The organism is Hydrogenophaga sp. NH-16 (assembly GCF_004006415.1).
Classification (GTDB): Bacteria; Pseudomonadota; Gammaproteobacteria; order Burkholderiales; family Burkholderiaceae_C; genus Hydrogenophaga; species Hydrogenophaga pseudoflava.
The window spans coordinates 4571843-4586076 of sequence record NZ_CP029344.1; the positions used below are offsets into that span (position 1 = coordinate 4571843).

Here is a 14234-nt window from a genome sequence, read left to right on the forward strand (position 1 = left end):
CGCACCGCCAAACGATCTGTGGGAGTTACAGCTCGGCAAGAATGCGCGTGAAGTCAGCGCGAAGTGTCGCCAATACTGTCGAGAAACTGCCGGCTTCAAACCCATGAACTCCATGCCAAGGCTCGCTGCTCTTGTTTAGCGGGTAACGAAACAGCTCACTCGGATCAGGTTGTCCTTGCTTCAACTTCGCAATCTCCGCTGCGCTCATGTGAAGTCCCCTTGAAAACCTGAACCACCCGGAAGTAGAGAATTCCCCAAGACGGAGTCTCTACATGAAGAAATCCAGAGCAATGCCCCGCAACTCACGTTGCGAGGCATTGTGCACAGCTCTTCAGCGTCTTGTTAGTGTTCTGACACGGACTGTCCGGGGCGGTTTTTCTTTGGGCGCTCGACAACCGACAGGAGAGGTTTCCGGCGCGCGTGACCGCCCCCCAGGGCACCCGTGGAACTGGCTTTGCCAGGCCACAGGGTGCGTCCCCCCGCGCAGCAGGGGGGAAGCCGCGTCAGCGGCGCAGGGGGGGGCTTCATTCAGTCATCCCCGCCGATGAGCCCACCCAGCAGGCCGCCACCCAGGATGCCCGCGGCCAGACCGCCCTGCTCGCCACCCGAGCCACCGCCGCCCTGCGTGCGCGGCGCCGCCGCGAAGATGCGCGAGGCCAGGCGCGCAAACGGCAGCGACTGGATCCAGACCGTACCGGGGCCTCGCAGGGTGGCGAAGAACAGGCCCTCGCCGCCGAACAGCGCGGTTTTCACGCCCCCCACGAACTGGATGTCGAAATCGATGCCCGTGGTGTAGGCCACCACGCAGCCGGTGTCCACCCGCAGCACCTCGCCCGGCGCCAGATCGCGCTTGAGCACCGTACCGCCCGAGTGCACGAAGGCCAGGCCGTCGCCTTCGAGCTTCTGCATGATGAACCCTTCACCGCCGAAGAAGCCGGTGCCCAGCTTGCGCTGGAAGGCGATGCCCAGCGACACGCCCTTGGCCGCGCAGAGGAAGGCGTCGCGCTGGCAGATCAGGGTGCCACCGATCTGGGACAGGTCGAAGGGAATGATCTTGCCGGTGTAGGGCGCCGCGAACCCCACCTTGCGCTTGCCGCTGCCCTGGTTGGTGTAGACCGTGGTGAACAGCGACTCGCCGGTGATCAGGCGCTTGCCCGCACCCAGCAGCTTGCCGAACAGACCGCCGGCGCCCGACCCGGCGGAGCCGTCACCGAAGACGGTGGTCATGCCGATGCCGTCCTCCATGTACATCATGCTGCCGGCCTCGCCGATCGCGGCCTCGCCCGGGTCCAGCTCGATCTCGACGAACTGCATGTCGTCGCCGTGCAGGTAGTAGTCAACAACGTCCATTGCCATGGGAACACGCTCCTGATTCGGTTGGGAAGAAATCCGGAGCGGGAGCATACCCGCGAAGAAACGCGGGCTTCAGCCCTTGGCGGGCGGCTCGGGCAGCAGGCAGCCTTCGACGACCTGCAGGTCGTTGTCCTTGGCGAAGTTCATGACGAAGTCCCAGGCCATGGGCTCGGCCTCGCGCAGGTCGGTGTGCACGATCACCACCTTGGTGCCGTTCATCACCGTCGGCACGCACCAGGGCGAGTAGGCGATGTGGCTGCCGATGCGGCCGGACGCACCACCCGGGCCGAACGGGCTCATCACGCCCGCCAGACGCTCCGCCCAGTCGCTGGGGCGAAACGTGCGCCCATCCCGGGTGATTCCCTGGATGAACACTTGTTTGGTGGTGGGGCGGTCGGCCATGGAATGGAATGCCGTTGCGGATGGCGGTATTCTATCTTATATAAGACTTGAGATCAGGGTTAACCCGGCCGACGGCGGCTGACGGTACTGTGCCGCATCTCTGTGATGCAGAACAAGCAAAGAAGATGCCGGTGCCTGCCCCTAAAATCGCCTTTCAACGGCTCAACCTGCGTTGAGCCGCTTCTTTTTCTGGCCCCTGCTTCCGGAGTTCCCTCATGAAAGCCGCCCCCATCGTTCCGTCTTCGCCCCATGTGATGAACACCTACGGCCGCCTGCCGATCGCGCTGACGCACGGCAAGGGATGCCGCGTCTGGGACGTCAACGGCAAGGAGTACCTGGACGCACTGGCCGGCATCGCCGTGAACACCCTGGGGCACGGCCACCCCAAACTGGTGAAAGCGCTGCAGCAGCAGGTGGCGGACATGATCCACTGCTGCAACTACTACCACGTGCCCGGCCAGGAAGAACTGGCCAAGCTGCTGGTGGAGCGTTCGGGCCTGACCAATGCCTTCTTCTGCTCCACCGGGCTGGAGGCCAACGAGGCCGCTCTCAAGCTGGCGCGCAAGTTCGGCCACGACAAAGGCATCGAGAAGCCGCAGATCGTGGTCTACGAGAAGGCCTTCCATGGCCGCTCCATCGCCACCCTCTCGGCCACCGGCAATCCCAAGGTCCAGGCCGGCTTCGGCCCGCTGGTCGAAGGCTTCATCCGCGTGCCGGCCAACGACCTGGAGGCACTGAAGAAAGCGACCCAGGGCAACCCGAACGTGGTCGCCGTGTTTTTCGAGACCATCCAGGGCGAAGGCGGCATCAACCCCATGCGCGCCGAGTACCTGCAGGGCGTGCGCGCGCTGTGCGACGCCAACGACTGGCTGATGATGATCGACGAGGTGCAGTGCGGCATGGGCCGCACCGGCAAGTGGTTTGCCCACCAGTGGGCCGGCATCAAACCCGACGTGATGCCGCTGGCCAAGGGCCTGGGTTCGGGCGTGCCGATCGGCGCCGTCGTCGCCGGCCCCAAGGCCGCGAACATCTTCGGTCCGGGCAACCATGGCACCACCTTCGGTGGCAACCCGCTGTCCATGCGCGCGGGCATCGAGACCATCCGCATCATGGAAGAAGACGGCCTGCTGCAGAACGCCGCCAGGATGGGCACGCTGATCCAGACCAAACTGGTCACCGCCCTGATGGGCAAGAAGGGCGTGAAAGAGGTGCGCGGCCAAGGCCTGATGATCGGCATCGAGCTGGAGCAGCCCTGCGGCGTGATCACGCAGCGCGCGGCCGACGCCGGCCTGCTGCTGTCGGTCACGGCCGACAACGTGATCCGACTGGTGCCGCCGCTGATCATCAGCGGCGCCGAGGCCGACGAAATTGTCGCCCGCCTGCTGCCGATCATCGAGACCTTCCTGAAAGAACAGGGCTGACCGCCCGGAGCGCACCGCATGAGCATCCGCCACTACCTGCAGTTCAAGGATTTCAGCGCCGAGGAATACGGCTACCTGCTGCGCCGCGCCGCCTTCATCAAGGCCAAGTTCAAGGCGGTCGAGAAGTACCAGCCCTTCGCCGACCCGGACCGCACCCTGGCCATGATCTTCGAGAAGGCCAGCACGCGCACCCGCGTGAGCTTCGAGGCCGGCATGTACCAGATGGGCGGCTCGGTGGTGCACCTGACCACCGGCGACAGCCAGCTCGGCCGCGCCGAGCCGATTGAAGACAGCGCGCGCGTGATCAGCCGCATGGTCGACATCGTGATGATCCGCACCTTCGGCCAGGACAAGCTGGAGAAGTTCGCGCAGTTCTCGCGCGTGCCGGTCATCAACGGACTGACCAACGAGTTCCACCCCTGCCAGATCCTGGCCGACCTGTTCACGCTGACCGAGTACCGCCCGGCCCCCAGCGGCGACCCGCTGGACGCCATCCGCGGCAAGGTGGTGGCCTGGGTGGGCGACGGCAACAACATGGCCAACACCTGGCTGCAGGCGGCCGAGCTGCTGGGCTTCACGGTGCACGTGAGCACGCCCAGCGGCTACGAGGTGGACGCGAAGCTGGCCGGCATCAGCAACCCGGCCTGCTACAAGGTATTCAAGGACCCAAAGGAAGCCTGCCAGGGCGCCGACCTGGTGACCACCGACGTGTGGACCAGCATGGGCTACGAGGCCGAGAACGAGGTGCGCCGTGCCGCCTTCAAGCAGTGGTGCGTGGACGAGGCCATGATGGCCGTGGCCCAGCCCGACGCGCTGTTCATGCACTGCCTGCCCGCCCACCGCGGCGAGGAAGTGACCGCCGAGGTCATCGACGGCCCGCAGAGCGTGGTCTGGGACGAGGCCGAGAACCGCATGCACGTGCAGAAGGCGCTGATGGAATACCTGCTGCTGGGCCACCTGGCCTGAGCCGCCCCGTGAGCGCCTGCACGACCTGCGGCGCCTGCTGCGCCAGCTTCCGCGTGGACTTCTCGGTGTTCGAGACGCAATCCGAAGGCGGCAGCGTGCCCGATGGCCTGTGGGTGCCGGTGACCGACGGCATCAGCCGCATGCGCGGCACGGACCACGGCCGCCCGCGCTGCGCGGCGCTGTACGGCCCCGTGGGCCAGAAGGCGACCTGCGGGATCTACGAATGGCGACCCAGCCCCTGCCGCGAGTTCGAGGAAGGCAGCGACGCCTGTGCGTCGGCGCGCCGCCGCCACGGCCTGCCTGCCCTGGGCGATGGCCGGTCTCTCTGAACACGCGCCCCAATGCAAGCTCTGCTCGACGCCATCGCCCGCGCCACACCGGGCTCCGACGCGCAACGCCTGTTCCATGGCCGCGGCGGCCTGCACCCCGGCTGCGAAGACTGGGCACTGGACTGGTACCCGCCTGTGTGGGTGCTCACCAAGTTCGGCGAGGCCACCGACGACGAGGCCCGTGCCGTGGGTGCGGCGCTGGCCGCCCGGCAGGCCCAAGTCGCACCCGGCCAGCCGCTGAACTGGGTGTTCCAGCGCCGCCAGCCCGATGGGCCGGTCAGCCGCCCCGTCACCGACGTGATGGCCGGCGGCGTGCCCGATCCGCATGTGGTGACCGAAGACGGTGCGCGCTACCGCGTGCAGGTTCAGCGCGGCCAGAACCACGGCCTGTTCCTCGACATGGCCGAAGGCCGGCGCTGGGTGCGCGCCCACGCGAACGGCGCCAAGGTGCTCAACCTGTTCGCCTACACCTGCGCCTTTTCGGTGGCCGCACTGCAGGGCGGTGCGAAGGAAGTGGTCAACCTCGACATGGCGCAGGGTGCGCTGACCACCGGCCAGCAGAACCACCAGCTCAACGGCATGCACGGCCGCGCGAAGTTCCTGGCGCACAACCTGTTCAGCTCCTGGGGCAAGGTCACGCGAATGGGGCCATACGACCTGGTGGTCGCCGACCCACCGAGCTATCAGAAGGGCAGCTTCGTGGCGACCAAGGACTGGCCGCGCCTGCTGCGCCGCCTGCCCGACCTGCTCAAGCCCGGCGGCCGTGCCCTGCTCTGCCTGAACGCGCCGGAGATTCCCGAGCAGTTCCTGCGCGACCAGCTGGCCGCCGAAGCGCCGGTACTGGTGATCGAGCAGCGCCTGCCCAACCCCGCCGCCTTTGCCGACGTGTCGCCCGACCGCGCGCTCAAGGTGCTGGTGGTGCGGCTGCCGGCGCTGGCCTGACGCTCGTCAGTGGCAGCCGCCCGAGCGGCCACTGCAGCCCTTGCAGGCTCCGCAGGCCGAGGACGGTGGGGCCTCGGCACCCGCCGCCTTGGCCGGCTGCTGCGAACCGGCGCGCACACGGCGCCACCAGGGCCGCAGCAGGAACACCAGGGCAGCCCCCACGCACAGCAAGACGATCAGAAACTGGATGTTCATGAACCGCTCCAGGCCAGCACCAGCCGGTAGGTGAGCCACGAGGCCGCCCAGGCCAGGGCGAACAGGTAGACCGTGACGATGGCCGCGTGGCGCCAGCCGCCCGCCTCGCGCCGGATGGCCGCCAGCGTGGCCACACACTGCGGCGCGTAGACGAACCACACCAGCAGCGACAGCGCCGTGGCCAGCGACCACTGGCTGCCAATCAGGCCCCCCAGCGCGTCGGCCACCTGGTCGCCGCTGGCGCTCAGCGCGTAGACCGTGCTCAGCGCCGCGACCACGACCTCGCGCGCCGCCATCGCGGGGATCAGTGCCACCACGATGCGCCAGTCGAAGCCCAGCGGCGCGAACAGCGGTGCCAGGAACAGGCCCAGGCGGCCGGCGAAGCTGGCCTCGACCGCCGCGCCGGTGAATCCCTCAGGCGGCGCCGGGTAGCTGGAGAGGAACCACAGCAGCACCATCAGCGCCAGGATGATCCCGCCCACGCGCCTGATGAAGATCAGCGCGCGCTCCCACAGGCCACGGGCGATGTTGCGCGCGCTGGGCCAGCGATAGGCCGGCAGTTCCATCAGCAGCGGCGTCGACCGGCCGCCGGCGCCGCGGCGCGAGACGATGAAGGCGACCGCCATCGCGCTGGCGATGCCCAGCGCGTACAGGCCGAACAGCACCAGACCCTGCAGGTTGAACAGGCCCGCCACCGTGCGCTGCGGCACGAAAGCGCCGATCAGCAGCGCATACACCGGCAACCGCGCCGAGCAGGTCATCAGCGGCGCCACCAGGATGGTCAGCCAGCGGTCGCGCCAGTGGCTGATGGTGCGCGTGGCCATGATGCCCGGCACCGCGCAGGCGAAGCTGGACAGCAGTGGAATGAACGAGCGGCCCGAGAGCCCCACGCTGCCCATCAGCCGGTCCATGAGGAAAGCCGCGCGCGGCAGATACCCCGAATCTTCGAGCAGGAAGATGAACAGGAACAGCACCAGGATCTGCGGCAGGAACACCAGCACGCCGCCCACGCCCGCGATCACGCCGTCGACCAGCAGGCTGCGCAGCGGCCCCTCGGCCATGTGCGCAGCCACCTGTTCGCCCAGCCAGCCCATGCCGGCCTCGATCAGGTCCATGGGCCAGGCGGCCCAGGCGAACACCGCCTGGAACATCAGCAGCAGCAGGCCTGCCAGCAGCGCATAGCCCCAGACCGGGTGCAGCGCCCAGCGGTCGATGCGGTCGTCGGCGGTCCAGCGGCGCGGCGGCTCGTCCAGCACCGCGGCCAGCAGCGTGCGCACGCGCAGGTTCAGGTGCCCGGGGTCGGTCGCCACGCCCAGGTCGCCGGGTGCTTGCGCTGGCGGCAGACCGGCCGCCATCAGCTCGTCGAGCTGGCGCAGCAGGGCCTGGGCGCCGTCGCGCTGCACACCCACGGCCGGGACCACCGGCAGGCCCAGCTCCTCCGCCAGGCGATCCATGTCGATGCGCACGCCGCGCGCCTGCGCCACGTCGGCCATGTTCAGCACCAGCACCATCGGCAGGCCCAGCGCCTGGGCTTCGAGCACCAGGCGCAGGTTCAGCCGCAGGTGGGTGGCGTCGACCACGCAGACCAGCAGGTCGGGCCGCGCCTCGCCGGGCAGCCGGCCGGTGACCACGTCGCGCGTGACCGACTCGTCCTGGCTCAGCGGCTCCAGGCTGTAGGTGCCCGGCAGGTCCAGCACCTGGGCCCGCCGGCCCTGCGGGGTTTCCAGCCAGCCCTGCTTGCGCTCGACCGTCACGCCGGCGTAGTTGGCGACCTTCTGGCGCGCACCGGTGAGCAGGTTGAACAGCGCGGTCTTGCCGCAGTTCGGGTTGCCCAGCAGCGCCAGGCGGGGCAGTGCCACAGCGCCGTTCATGCCGCCTCCCGCACGCGCAGCAGCGCCGCCTCGTGGGCCCGCAGCGCGAAGGTCGAGCCACCCACGCGCACGGCGATCGGCCCACCACGGCCGCCGGCGCGCGCCACGATTTCGACCACCTCGCCGGGCAGGAAGCCGATCTCGGCCAGGCGGTGCAGGGTCCGGCGAACCTCGGGGTCGTGCACCGTCGCAAAACCCTGCAGCAGCGCCGGGGTGCGCAGGGGCCAGGCGTCGAGGGTACGCGGCGCGGTGTCGCGGGCGTCCGGGCAGGCGCCGGTGCAGGAAGGGGACGGGGCAGTGGACATGGTGGAACCCGACATTGGAAGAAGAGATGTTTTCAATGTAATCAAACGAGAGTGGTTCTCATTTGCTTTTAATCAAAGTCTGGCCGGATTTCTTTGCCCTGCATCCGATTTGCTTTAGGTTTAAATTATTGTCTGATCGTTGGGAATAACCGACACCACGGTTTTTTCGTGGGTGCTACCTTCCGCTAACCATGAAAAAGCTCTGGGACATTTCCCCTCCTGTGCATGCCGGATCGCCCGTGTTTCCGGGCGACACGGCCTATTCGCAACAGTGGGTGGCCCGCATCGGCCCCGGCTGCCCGGTCAACGTGAGTGCCATCACGCTGAGCCCGCACGTGGGCGCCCACGCCGACGCGCCGCTGCACTACGACCCCGAGGGCGCGGCCATCGGCGCTGTGGACCTGCAGGCCTTCATCGGCCCGTGCCGGGTGGTCCACGCCATCGGCTGCGGGCCGCTGGTGCGGCCGGAGCACATCGCGCACGCGATGGACGGCCTCCCGCCACGGGTGTTGGTCAGGGTCTACGAGCGCATGCCGCAGGACCGCTTCGATACCGCCCTGCCCGCCTTCGCACCCGAGACCGTGGCCCTGCTGGCCGACCGCGGCGTGGTGCTGATCGGCATCGACAGCGCCAGCATCGACCCGGCCGAGAGCAAGACCCTGGACAGCCACCAGACCATCCGCCGGCGCGGCCTGCGCGTGCTGGAGAACCTGCTGCTGGACGACGTGCCCGAGGGCGACTACGAGCTGATTGCCCTGCCCATGAAGCTGACCACCGCCGACGCCAGCCCGGTGCGCGCGGTGTTGCGTGAACTGTGAACCCGAAGGAGACCCACCGATGACCACCAAAGAAGACTGCCTGCAGAGGGACATCCAGGACCCGCTGCGCGACCTGCGCGACGAGTTCAACCTGCCCGTCGACACCATTTACCTCGACGGCAACTCGCTGGGCGTGATGCCGCGGGCCGCCCCCGGCCGCGTGGCCCAGGTGGTGACGCAGGAATGGGGCACCGACCTGATTCAAAGCTGGAACAAGCACGGTTGGTTCCAGATGCCGGGCAAGGTGGGCGACAAGATTGCCCGACTGATCGGCGCCGGCCCGGGCGAGGTGGTGGCCACCGACAGCACCTCGGTCAACCTGTTCAAGGTGCTGAGCGCGGCCATGAACATCGCCGCCGCCGACGCACCCCAGCGCAAGCGCATCGTGAGCGAGCGCAGCAACTTCCCGACCGACCTCTACATCGCCGAGGCGCTGTGCAAGCAGCACGACATGGAACTGGTGCTGGTCGAGCCCGAGGAGATTGCCGCCTCGCTGACCGCCGAGGTCGCCATCCTCATGCTCACGCACGTGAACTACCGCACCGGCGCCATGCACGACATGGCGGCCGTGACCGCGGCCGCGCACGCCGAGGGCATCCTGACCGTGTGGGACCTGGCGCACAGCGCGGGCGCGGTGCCGGTGGACCTGAAGAAGGCCAAGGCCGACTTCTCGGTCGGCTGCGGCTACAAGTACCTCAACGGCGGCCCCGGCGCGCCCGCCTTCGTCTGGGTCAACCCGCTGCACGCCGACCGCTTCTGGCAACCGCTGGCCGGCTGGTGGGGCCACGCCGCGCCCTTCGCCTTCACGCCCGACTACCAGCCCGCACCGGGCATCACGCGTTACCAGTGCGGCACGCAACCCATGATCAGCCTGGCCGCGCTGGAATGCGGTGTGGACACCGTGCTGGGCGCCGAGCCCTTCGGCGGCATGGCCGCGCTGCGCGCCAAGTCGCTGGCGCTGACCGACCTCTTCATTCAACTCGTCGAAGAGCGCTGCGCGGGCCACGGCCTGGGTCTGGCGACGCCACGGGAACACGCGCTGCGCGGTTCCCAGGTCTGTCTGACCCGAGACGAAGGGGCGTACGCCATCGTGCAGGCCCTGATCGCGCGCGGCGTGATCGGCGACTACCGCGCCGGCGACGGCGGGCGCCACAAGGACATCCTGCGATTCGGCTTCACGCCGCTGTACATCGGCTTTGTCGACGTGTGGAACGCGGTCGAGTACCTGAAGCAGGTGCTCGAATCGGGCGAGTGGAAGCGCCCCGAGTTCAACCAGAAACATGCGGTGACCTGAGAGGAGACGCCATGACCTGCCCCTACCACGACACCGGCGGCAGCACGCCCGCCTCGGCCACCGAATCCATCGTGCGCGACGAGAAGGCGCAGCTGGATTTCAGCCACGACATGAGCTACGGCGACTACCTGCAGCTTGACGCCATCCTGACCGCGCAGAAGCCGCTCTCACCCGCGCACGACGAGATGCTGTTCATCGTGCAGCACCAGACCAGCGAACTCTGGATGAAGCTGATGCTGCACGAGCTGACCGCCGCGATCCGCAACATCGCGGCCGACGAGCTGAACCCCGCCTTCAAGCAGATGGCGCGCGTCTCGAAAATCATGGAACAGCTGGTGCACGCCTGGGACGTGCTGGCCACCATGACACCGCCCGAGTACAGCGCCATCCGGCCCTACCTCGGTCACTCCAGCGGCTTCCAGAGCTTCCAGTACCGCTGCATCGAGTTCGCGATGGGCAACAAGAACGCCGCCATGCTCAAGCCCCATGCGCACCACCCGGAGCGCGCGGCCATGGTGCAGGCGGCCTACGAAGCGCCCTCGCTGTACGACGAGAGCCTGCGCCTGCTGGCGCGCCGCGGCATCGCGGTGCCGGCCTCGCATCTGCAGCGCGACTGGACCCAGCCCTACGAGGCCAACGAGGCGGTCGAGCAGGCCTGGCTGCAGGTCTATCGCAACCCCAGGCAGCACTGGGACCTCTACCAGCTCGGCGAAGAACTCACCGACCTGGAGGATGCGTTCCGCCTCTGGCGCTTCCGCCACGTGACCACGGTCGAGCGCGTGATCGGCTTCAAGCGCGGCACCGGCGGCACCGGTGGCGTGAGCTACCTGCGCAAGATGCTGGACGTGGTGCTGTTCCCCGAGATCTGGACACTCAGAACAGCACTCTGACTCCGGCATGATGGCGCATGGCCGCCATCACCCTCGCCCACCTGCGCCGCCACGCCGTGGCGCGCAGCCTCTTCGCCCCCACCACCCTGCCCAAAGCCATCGATCGCCTGGGGTTTGTGCAGGCCGACCCGATCCGTTCGCCCACCCGCGCACAGGACCTGACGCTGCGCCACCGAGTCCAGGGCTACCGGGTGGGCGACCTGGAACGGCGTTACCCGAAGCTCGCGATCGAAGAGGACTTCTTCGTCAACTACGGCTTCGTCACACCCGAGCTGCACGCGCTCATGCACCCGCGCAGCGCGCTGCGCGAATGGCCCGCCGAACGCTGGGCGCAGGCCGAGGCGGTCTGGCACTTCGTGCACGCACGCGGCGAGGCCCACCCACGCGAGGTGGACGAGCACTTCGCCCACGGCCACACCACCAACGGCTTCGGTGGTCGGTCCAAGGCCAGCACCCAGCTGCTGGACGCGATGCATTACCGCGGCCTGCTGCGCGTGGCGCGGCGCGACAACGGCATCCGCCTCTATACGGCTCACCAGCCGCAGACCGCGCCCGACGATGTGCCCGCCACGCTGGACCGGCTGGTGGACGTGCTGGTGAACAAGTACGCGCCCCTGCCCCAGCCCGGCCTGCGCCAGCTGGTGGCCATGCTGCAGCACGCGGTGCCGCAGTGGAAGGGCCTGTTGCGCGCGGCGCTGCAACGCGCCACCCAGCGCCTGCCGAATGCCGAGCTGGACGGCGTGCGCTGGTTCTGGCCTGAGGGCGAAGACCCCGCCGCGCGCCGCTGGAAAGTGGAAGAGCGCGTGCGCCTGCTCGCCCCCTTCGACCCCGTGGTCTGGGACCGCGGCCGCTTCGAGCGCCTCTGGGGCTGGGCCTACCGCTTCGAGGCCTACACCCCGCCCGCGAAGCGCGTGCGCGGCTACTACGCGCTGCCGCTGCTGTGGCGCGACGAAGTGATCGGCTGGGGCAACCTGTCGGTGGTGGGTGGGCGCCTGCAGGCCGACATCGGCCATGTCAATGGACAGGCGCCGAAAGACCAGGAGTTCCGGCAGGCGCTGGATGCCGAGCTGGCGGACATGGCCGCCTGTCTCGGCGTCAATTCGCCTTGATGTTGTTCTTCTGAATCACGTCGGCCATGGCCGCGGTGTCGGCGGCGATGCGCTTGGCCAGACCTTCCGGCGACGTGCCCGCCACCTGCCAGCCCTGGTTCAGGATCTTCTGGCGGATCTCGGGGCGGCGCACGATCTCGGCCAGCAGCGTGGCCAGCTTCTGCACATGGGCCTTGGGCATGCCCACCGGTGCGGCCACCGCGTTCCAGATCTCCAGCTGCAGACCCTGCACACCCGCGTCGGCCAGGCTCGCCACCTCGGGCACCACGCTGCTGCGGCCCGTGGATGTGACGCCGACAGCCTGCAGCTTGCCGCCCTTGACCTGGGCCATCGCCAGTCCTGGTGGCAGCAGCGCCATCTGGACTTGGCCGCCGATCAGCCCGGTGATCACCTGCGGGTTGCCCGGGTAGGGCACATGCACCGGCGCAATGCCGGCCTTGGCCTTGAGCAGTTCCATGCCCAGGTGGGCCACCGTGCCCACGCCGGGGGTGCCGTAGTTGAGCTTGTCGCCCTGCGCCTTGGCCTGGTCGAAGAAGGCCTTGCCGACCGGTGCGCCTGCGGGCGCCGCCAGCACCAGCGGCGAGACCGCGATCAGCGAGACCGGCTGCAGGTCCTTGAGCGGGTCGTAGGTGGTGGCGGGGTTGAGGATCTTGGCGATGGTGAGGTTGCCGTTGATCATCAGCCCGATGGTGTGGTCGTCGGTGGCGCGGGCCACGGCGTCGGCACCGATGTTGCCGCCCGCGCCGGCCTTGTTCTCGACGATCACCGGCTGGCCCAGCGCCTGCGACAGCGGCTCGGCCAGCAGGCGCGCGGTCAGGTCGGGCGAGGATCCGGCCGGGAAACCGACCACCATCTTCAGCGGCTTGCTGGGCCAGGCGGTCTGGGCGAAGGTGGACGACGCACCGAGTGCAAAAAACATCCCTGCGGCGATGGTGGCGGCAATGGCTTGGCGGCGTGGCTGGCTGGGCATGGGTCGGCTCCTTGGAAAGTGATCAGGCCGCGAGGGGATCGGGCGGCCCGCTGTACAGCCAGGGATTGTCCATCAGCGATTCGCCCAGCACCGCCATGGCCGCATTGCGCGCCAGGCGCAGGGCCCCGCTGGCGTGGAAGATGGTGCCGTTGCGCTGCGAGCGGGCCTGCACGCGCGCGTTGCGCTGCCAGCGGGTCTGCGCGTAGCGCGCAAACAGCGTGGCCCAGTCGATGGGGCCCTGGGCCGCGCCGGCCAGGCGACCGAGCGTCCAGGCGTCTTCGATGGCCATGGCCGCTCCTTGCGCCAGGTAGGGCCGCAGCGGGTGGGCCGCATCGCCCAGCAGGGCCACGCGGCCGCGGGCGTGTTCGCCGGGTCCGGCCACCGGCGAGCGGTCGTTCAGCGCCCAGAGCTTCCACTCCCCCACCCGGTCGAGCATGGCCCTGAGGTCCGGGCAGACCGGCCCCAGCGCGCGCAACAGGTCGGCCTGCCGCGCCTGGTGGCTCCAGCTCTGGGGGTCGCTGCCGGGCGGGCCGCCGTGGCCGCGACCGAGCAGCCCCTCGACCACCGCAACCACGTTGAACCACTCACCGCGCCGCACCGGGTAGTGCACCACGTGCAGGCGGGGCCCAAGCCAGGCGGTGACCACCGGTGCTCGCATCACGTCCGGCAACTCGTTGGCCGCCACCATGCCGCGGTAGGCCAGGTGGCCGCTCACCCGCGCCGGCCGGTTGCCCAGCAGGCCGATGCGCACCCGGCTCCAGAGCCCGTCGGCCCCGACCAGGGCATCGGCCTCGTAGACGGCGTCGCTCTCGCAGGTCACGCGCAGGCCGTCGGCCGCCTCCTCGTACCCGGCCAGCCGGGTGTCCAGATGCAGCCGGATGCGGGGCTCGCGTTGCACCGCTTCGAGCAGCAGGCCGTGCAGGTCGGCGCGGTGGATGGTGGCGTAGGACGCGCCGTAGCGCGCCCGGCTGACGGCCCCCAGACGGAGGATGCCCAGCGAGGCCGCGTTGTGCGCGTCGCGCACCTGCAGCGACTCGGGGAAGGCTGCGCAGGCGCGCAGCGCACCGGACAGGCCCCAGGCCTCAAGCACCCGGACGGCGTTGGGACCAAGCTGCAGACCGGCCCCCACCTCACCGAACGCGGCGGCCTGCTCCAGCAGGTCCACCCCCACGCCAGCGCGCGACAGGGCCAGCGCACACGCCAGCCCACCGATGCCGCCACCGGCGACGACGACCTTTTGATTCATGGCGGCGATTGTGCCGGTGCGCCACCCGCCGGCGTTGACGAATGTCAGGGTTGTTTGCGACGGTCCGGCGCCGGGCCGCCCCAAGCCGGACCAGCCCCCGGACCCGGCAAGGACCGGGGCCCT

General features: G+C 69.1%; 16 protein-coding genes. 8 read left to right on the forward strand and 8 right to left on the reverse strand.

The window, feature by feature from the left end; translation table 11 throughout:
• Nucleotides 1-25 precede the first annotated feature (25 nt).
• The 3 genes from DD542_RS22060 to DD542_RS22070 form a co-directional block, all read right to left on the reverse strand.
• Nucleotides 26-208, reverse strand: coding sequence for a hypothetical protein (locus DD542_RS22060; protein WP_127807083.1), 183 nt, complete (start codon nt 206-208; stop codon nt 26-28).
• Between the two features lie 320 nt (nt 209-528).
• The gene (locus DD542_RS22065) at nt 529-1356 is read right to left on the reverse strand and encodes a TIGR00266 family protein (protein ID WP_066149842.1); all 828 of its coding nucleotides are present in this window, start codon (nt 1354-1356) and stop codon (nt 529-531) included.
• A gap of 69 nt (nt 1357-1425) precedes the next feature.
• Complete coding sequence (locus tag DD542_RS22070) at nt 1426-1755, reverse strand: DUF3579 domain-containing protein (RefSeq protein WP_079366988.1); 330 nt, start codon at nt 1753-1755, stop codon at nt 1426-1428.
• A 215-nt stretch (nt 1756-1970) separates the two neighbouring features.
• Between DD542_RS22070 and DD542_RS22075 the strand changes: the two genes are divergently transcribed.
• From DD542_RS22075 to DD542_RS22090, 4 genes are read left to right on the forward strand one after another with little or no spacing between them, the layout of a single operon-like run.
• On the forward strand, nt 1971-3176 hold the full coding sequence (locus DD542_RS22075) for an aspartate aminotransferase family protein (protein WP_066149836.1): 1206 nt from the start codon (nt 1971-1973) through the stop codon (nt 3174-3176).
• A gap of 18 nt (nt 3177-3194) precedes the next feature.
• Nucleotides 3195-4142, forward strand: coding sequence for an ornithine carbamoyltransferase (gene argF, locus DD542_RS22080; protein WP_127807084.1), 948 nt, complete (start codon nt 3195-3197; stop codon nt 4140-4142).
• An 8-nt stretch (nt 4143-4150) separates the two neighbouring features.
• The gene (locus DD542_RS22085; RefSeq protein WP_079366989.1) at nt 4151-4471 is read left to right on the forward strand and encodes a YkgJ family cysteine cluster protein; all 321 of its coding nucleotides are present in this window, start codon (nt 4151-4153) and stop codon (nt 4469-4471) included.
• A gap of 12 nt (nt 4472-4483) precedes the next feature.
• On the forward strand, nt 4484-5413 hold the full coding sequence (locus DD542_RS22090; RefSeq protein ID WP_127807085.1) for a class I SAM-dependent methyltransferase: 930 nt from the start codon (nt 4484-4486) through the stop codon (nt 5411-5413).
• 6 nt (nt 5414-5419) lie between these two features.
• On the opposite strand, the gene DD542_RS22095 is transcribed toward DD542_RS22090, so the two are convergent.
• From DD542_RS22095 to DD542_RS22105, 3 genes are read right to left on the reverse strand one after another with little or no spacing between them, the layout of a single operon-like run.
• Complete coding sequence (locus DD542_RS22095) at nt 5420-5608, reverse strand: hypothetical protein (protein WP_127807086.1); 189 nt, start codon at nt 5606-5608, stop codon at nt 5420-5422.
• The gene (gene feoB / locus DD542_RS22100; RefSeq protein WP_127807087.1) at nt 5605-7479 is read right to left on the reverse strand and encodes a ferrous iron transport protein B; all 1875 of its coding nucleotides are present in this window, start codon (nt 7477-7479) and stop codon (nt 5605-5607) included. Before feoB ends, DD542_RS22095 begins: the two co-directional genes overlap by 4 nt.
• Nucleotides 7476-7784, reverse strand: a complete 309-nt coding sequence (locus DD542_RS22105; RefSeq protein ID WP_079367123.1) for a FeoA family protein — start codon at nt 7782-7784, stop codon at nt 7476-7478. Before DD542_RS22105 ends, feoB begins: the two co-directional genes overlap by 4 nt.
• Before the next feature lie 191 nt (nt 7785-7975).
• On the opposite strand from DD542_RS22105, the gene kynB reads away from it, so the two are divergent.
• From kynB to DD542_RS22125, 4 genes are read left to right on the forward strand one after another with little or no spacing between them, the layout of a single operon-like run.
• Complete coding sequence (gene kynB, locus DD542_RS22110) at nt 7976-8602, forward strand: arylformamidase (RefSeq protein ID WP_127807089.1); 627 nt, start codon at nt 7976-7978, stop codon at nt 8600-8602.
• Between the two features lie 19 nt (nt 8603-8621).
• Nucleotides 8622-9896: a kynureninase gene (kynU, locus tag DD542_RS22115; protein ID WP_127807090.1), complete on the forward strand. Its 1275-nt coding sequence runs from the start codon at nt 8622-8624 to the stop codon at nt 9894-9896.
• An 11-nt stretch (nt 9897-9907) separates the two neighbouring features.
• Entirely contained in the window at nt 9908-10786 is an 879-nt protein-coding gene (gene kynA, locus DD542_RS22120; RefSeq protein WP_127807091.1) for a tryptophan 2,3-dioxygenase, read from the forward strand.
• 17 nt (nt 10787-10803) lie between these two features.
• Entirely contained in the window at nt 10804-11895 is a 1092-nt protein-coding gene (locus DD542_RS22125) for a crosslink repair DNA glycosylase YcaQ family protein (protein ID WP_127807092.1), read from the forward strand.
• On the opposite strand, the gene DD542_RS22130 is transcribed toward DD542_RS22125, so the two are convergent.
• Together DD542_RS22130 and DD542_RS22135 are read right to left on the reverse strand one after the other, a co-directional pair.
• Nucleotides 11882-12865 carry a tripartite tricarboxylate transporter substrate binding protein gene (locus DD542_RS22130; RefSeq protein ID WP_079366996.1) on the reverse strand — a complete coding sequence of 328 codons (984 nt, stop codon included), beginning with the start codon at nt 12863-12865 and terminating at the stop codon, nt 11882-11884. The genes DD542_RS22125 and DD542_RS22130 overlap by 14 nt on opposite strands.
• Before the next feature lie 22 nt (nt 12866-12887).
• A complete protein-coding gene (locus DD542_RS22135) occupies nt 12888-14111 on the reverse strand; it encodes an FAD-dependent monooxygenase (RefSeq protein WP_127807093.1) in 1224 nt (407 codons plus the stop codon).
• Nucleotides 14112-14234 lie beyond the last annotated feature (123 nt).

Excerpts from the sequence above, each read along its gene's own strand:
- DD542_RS22060 (WP_127807083.1), bottom strand. The coding sequence starts at position 208 with ATGAGCGCAGCGGAGATTGCGAAGTTGAAGCAAGGACAACCTGATCCG.
- DD542_RS22065 (WP_066149842.1), bottom strand. The coding sequence starts at position 1,356 with ATGGCAATGGACGTTGTTGACTACTACCTGCACGGCGACGACATGCAG.
- DD542_RS22070 (WP_079366988.1), bottom strand. The coding sequence starts at position 1,755 with ATGGCCGACCGCCCCACCACCAAACAAGTGTTCATCCAGGGAATCACC.
- DD542_RS22075 (WP_066149836.1), top strand. The coding sequence starts at position 1,971 with ATGAAAGCCGCCCCCATCGTTCCGTCTTCGCCCCATGTGATGAACACC.
- argF (WP_127807084.1), top strand. The coding sequence starts at position 3,195 with ATGAGCATCCGCCACTACCTGCAGTTCAAGGATTTCAGCGCCGAGGAA.
- DD542_RS22090 (WP_127807085.1), top strand. The coding sequence starts at position 4,484 with ATGCAAGCTCTGCTCGACGCCATCGCCCGCGCCACACCGGGCTCCGAC.
- DD542_RS22095 (WP_127807086.1), bottom strand. The coding sequence starts at position 5,608 with ATGAACATCCAGTTTCTGATCGTCTTGCTGTGCGTGGGGGCTGCCCTG.
- feoB (WP_127807087.1), bottom strand. The coding sequence starts at position 7,479 with ATGAACGGCGCTGTGGCACTGCCCCGCCTGGCGCTGCTGGGCAACCCG.
- DD542_RS22105 (WP_079367123.1), bottom strand. The coding sequence starts at position 7,784 with ATGTCCACTGCCCCGTCCCCTTCCTGCACCGGCGCCTGCCCGGACGCC.
- kynB (WP_127807089.1), top strand. The coding sequence starts at position 7,976 with ATGAAAAAGCTCTGGGACATTTCCCCTCCTGTGCATGCCGGATCGCCC.
- kynU (WP_127807090.1), top strand. The coding sequence starts at position 8,622 with ATGACCACCAAAGAAGACTGCCTGCAGAGGGACATCCAGGACCCGCTG.
- kynA (WP_127807091.1), top strand. The coding sequence starts at position 9,908 with ATGACCTGCCCCTACCACGACACCGGCGGCAGCACGCCCGCCTCGGCC.
- DD542_RS22125 (WP_127807092.1), top strand. The coding sequence starts at position 10,804 with ATGGCCGCCATCACCCTCGCCCACCTGCGCCGCCACGCCGTGGCGCGC.
- DD542_RS22130 (WP_079366996.1), bottom strand. The coding sequence starts at position 12,865 with ATGCCCAGCCAGCCACGCCGCCAAGCCATTGCCGCCACCATCGCCGCA.
- DD542_RS22135 (WP_127807093.1), bottom strand. The coding sequence starts at position 14,111 with ATGAATCAAAAGGTCGTCGTCGCCGGTGGCGGCATCGGTGGGCTGGCG.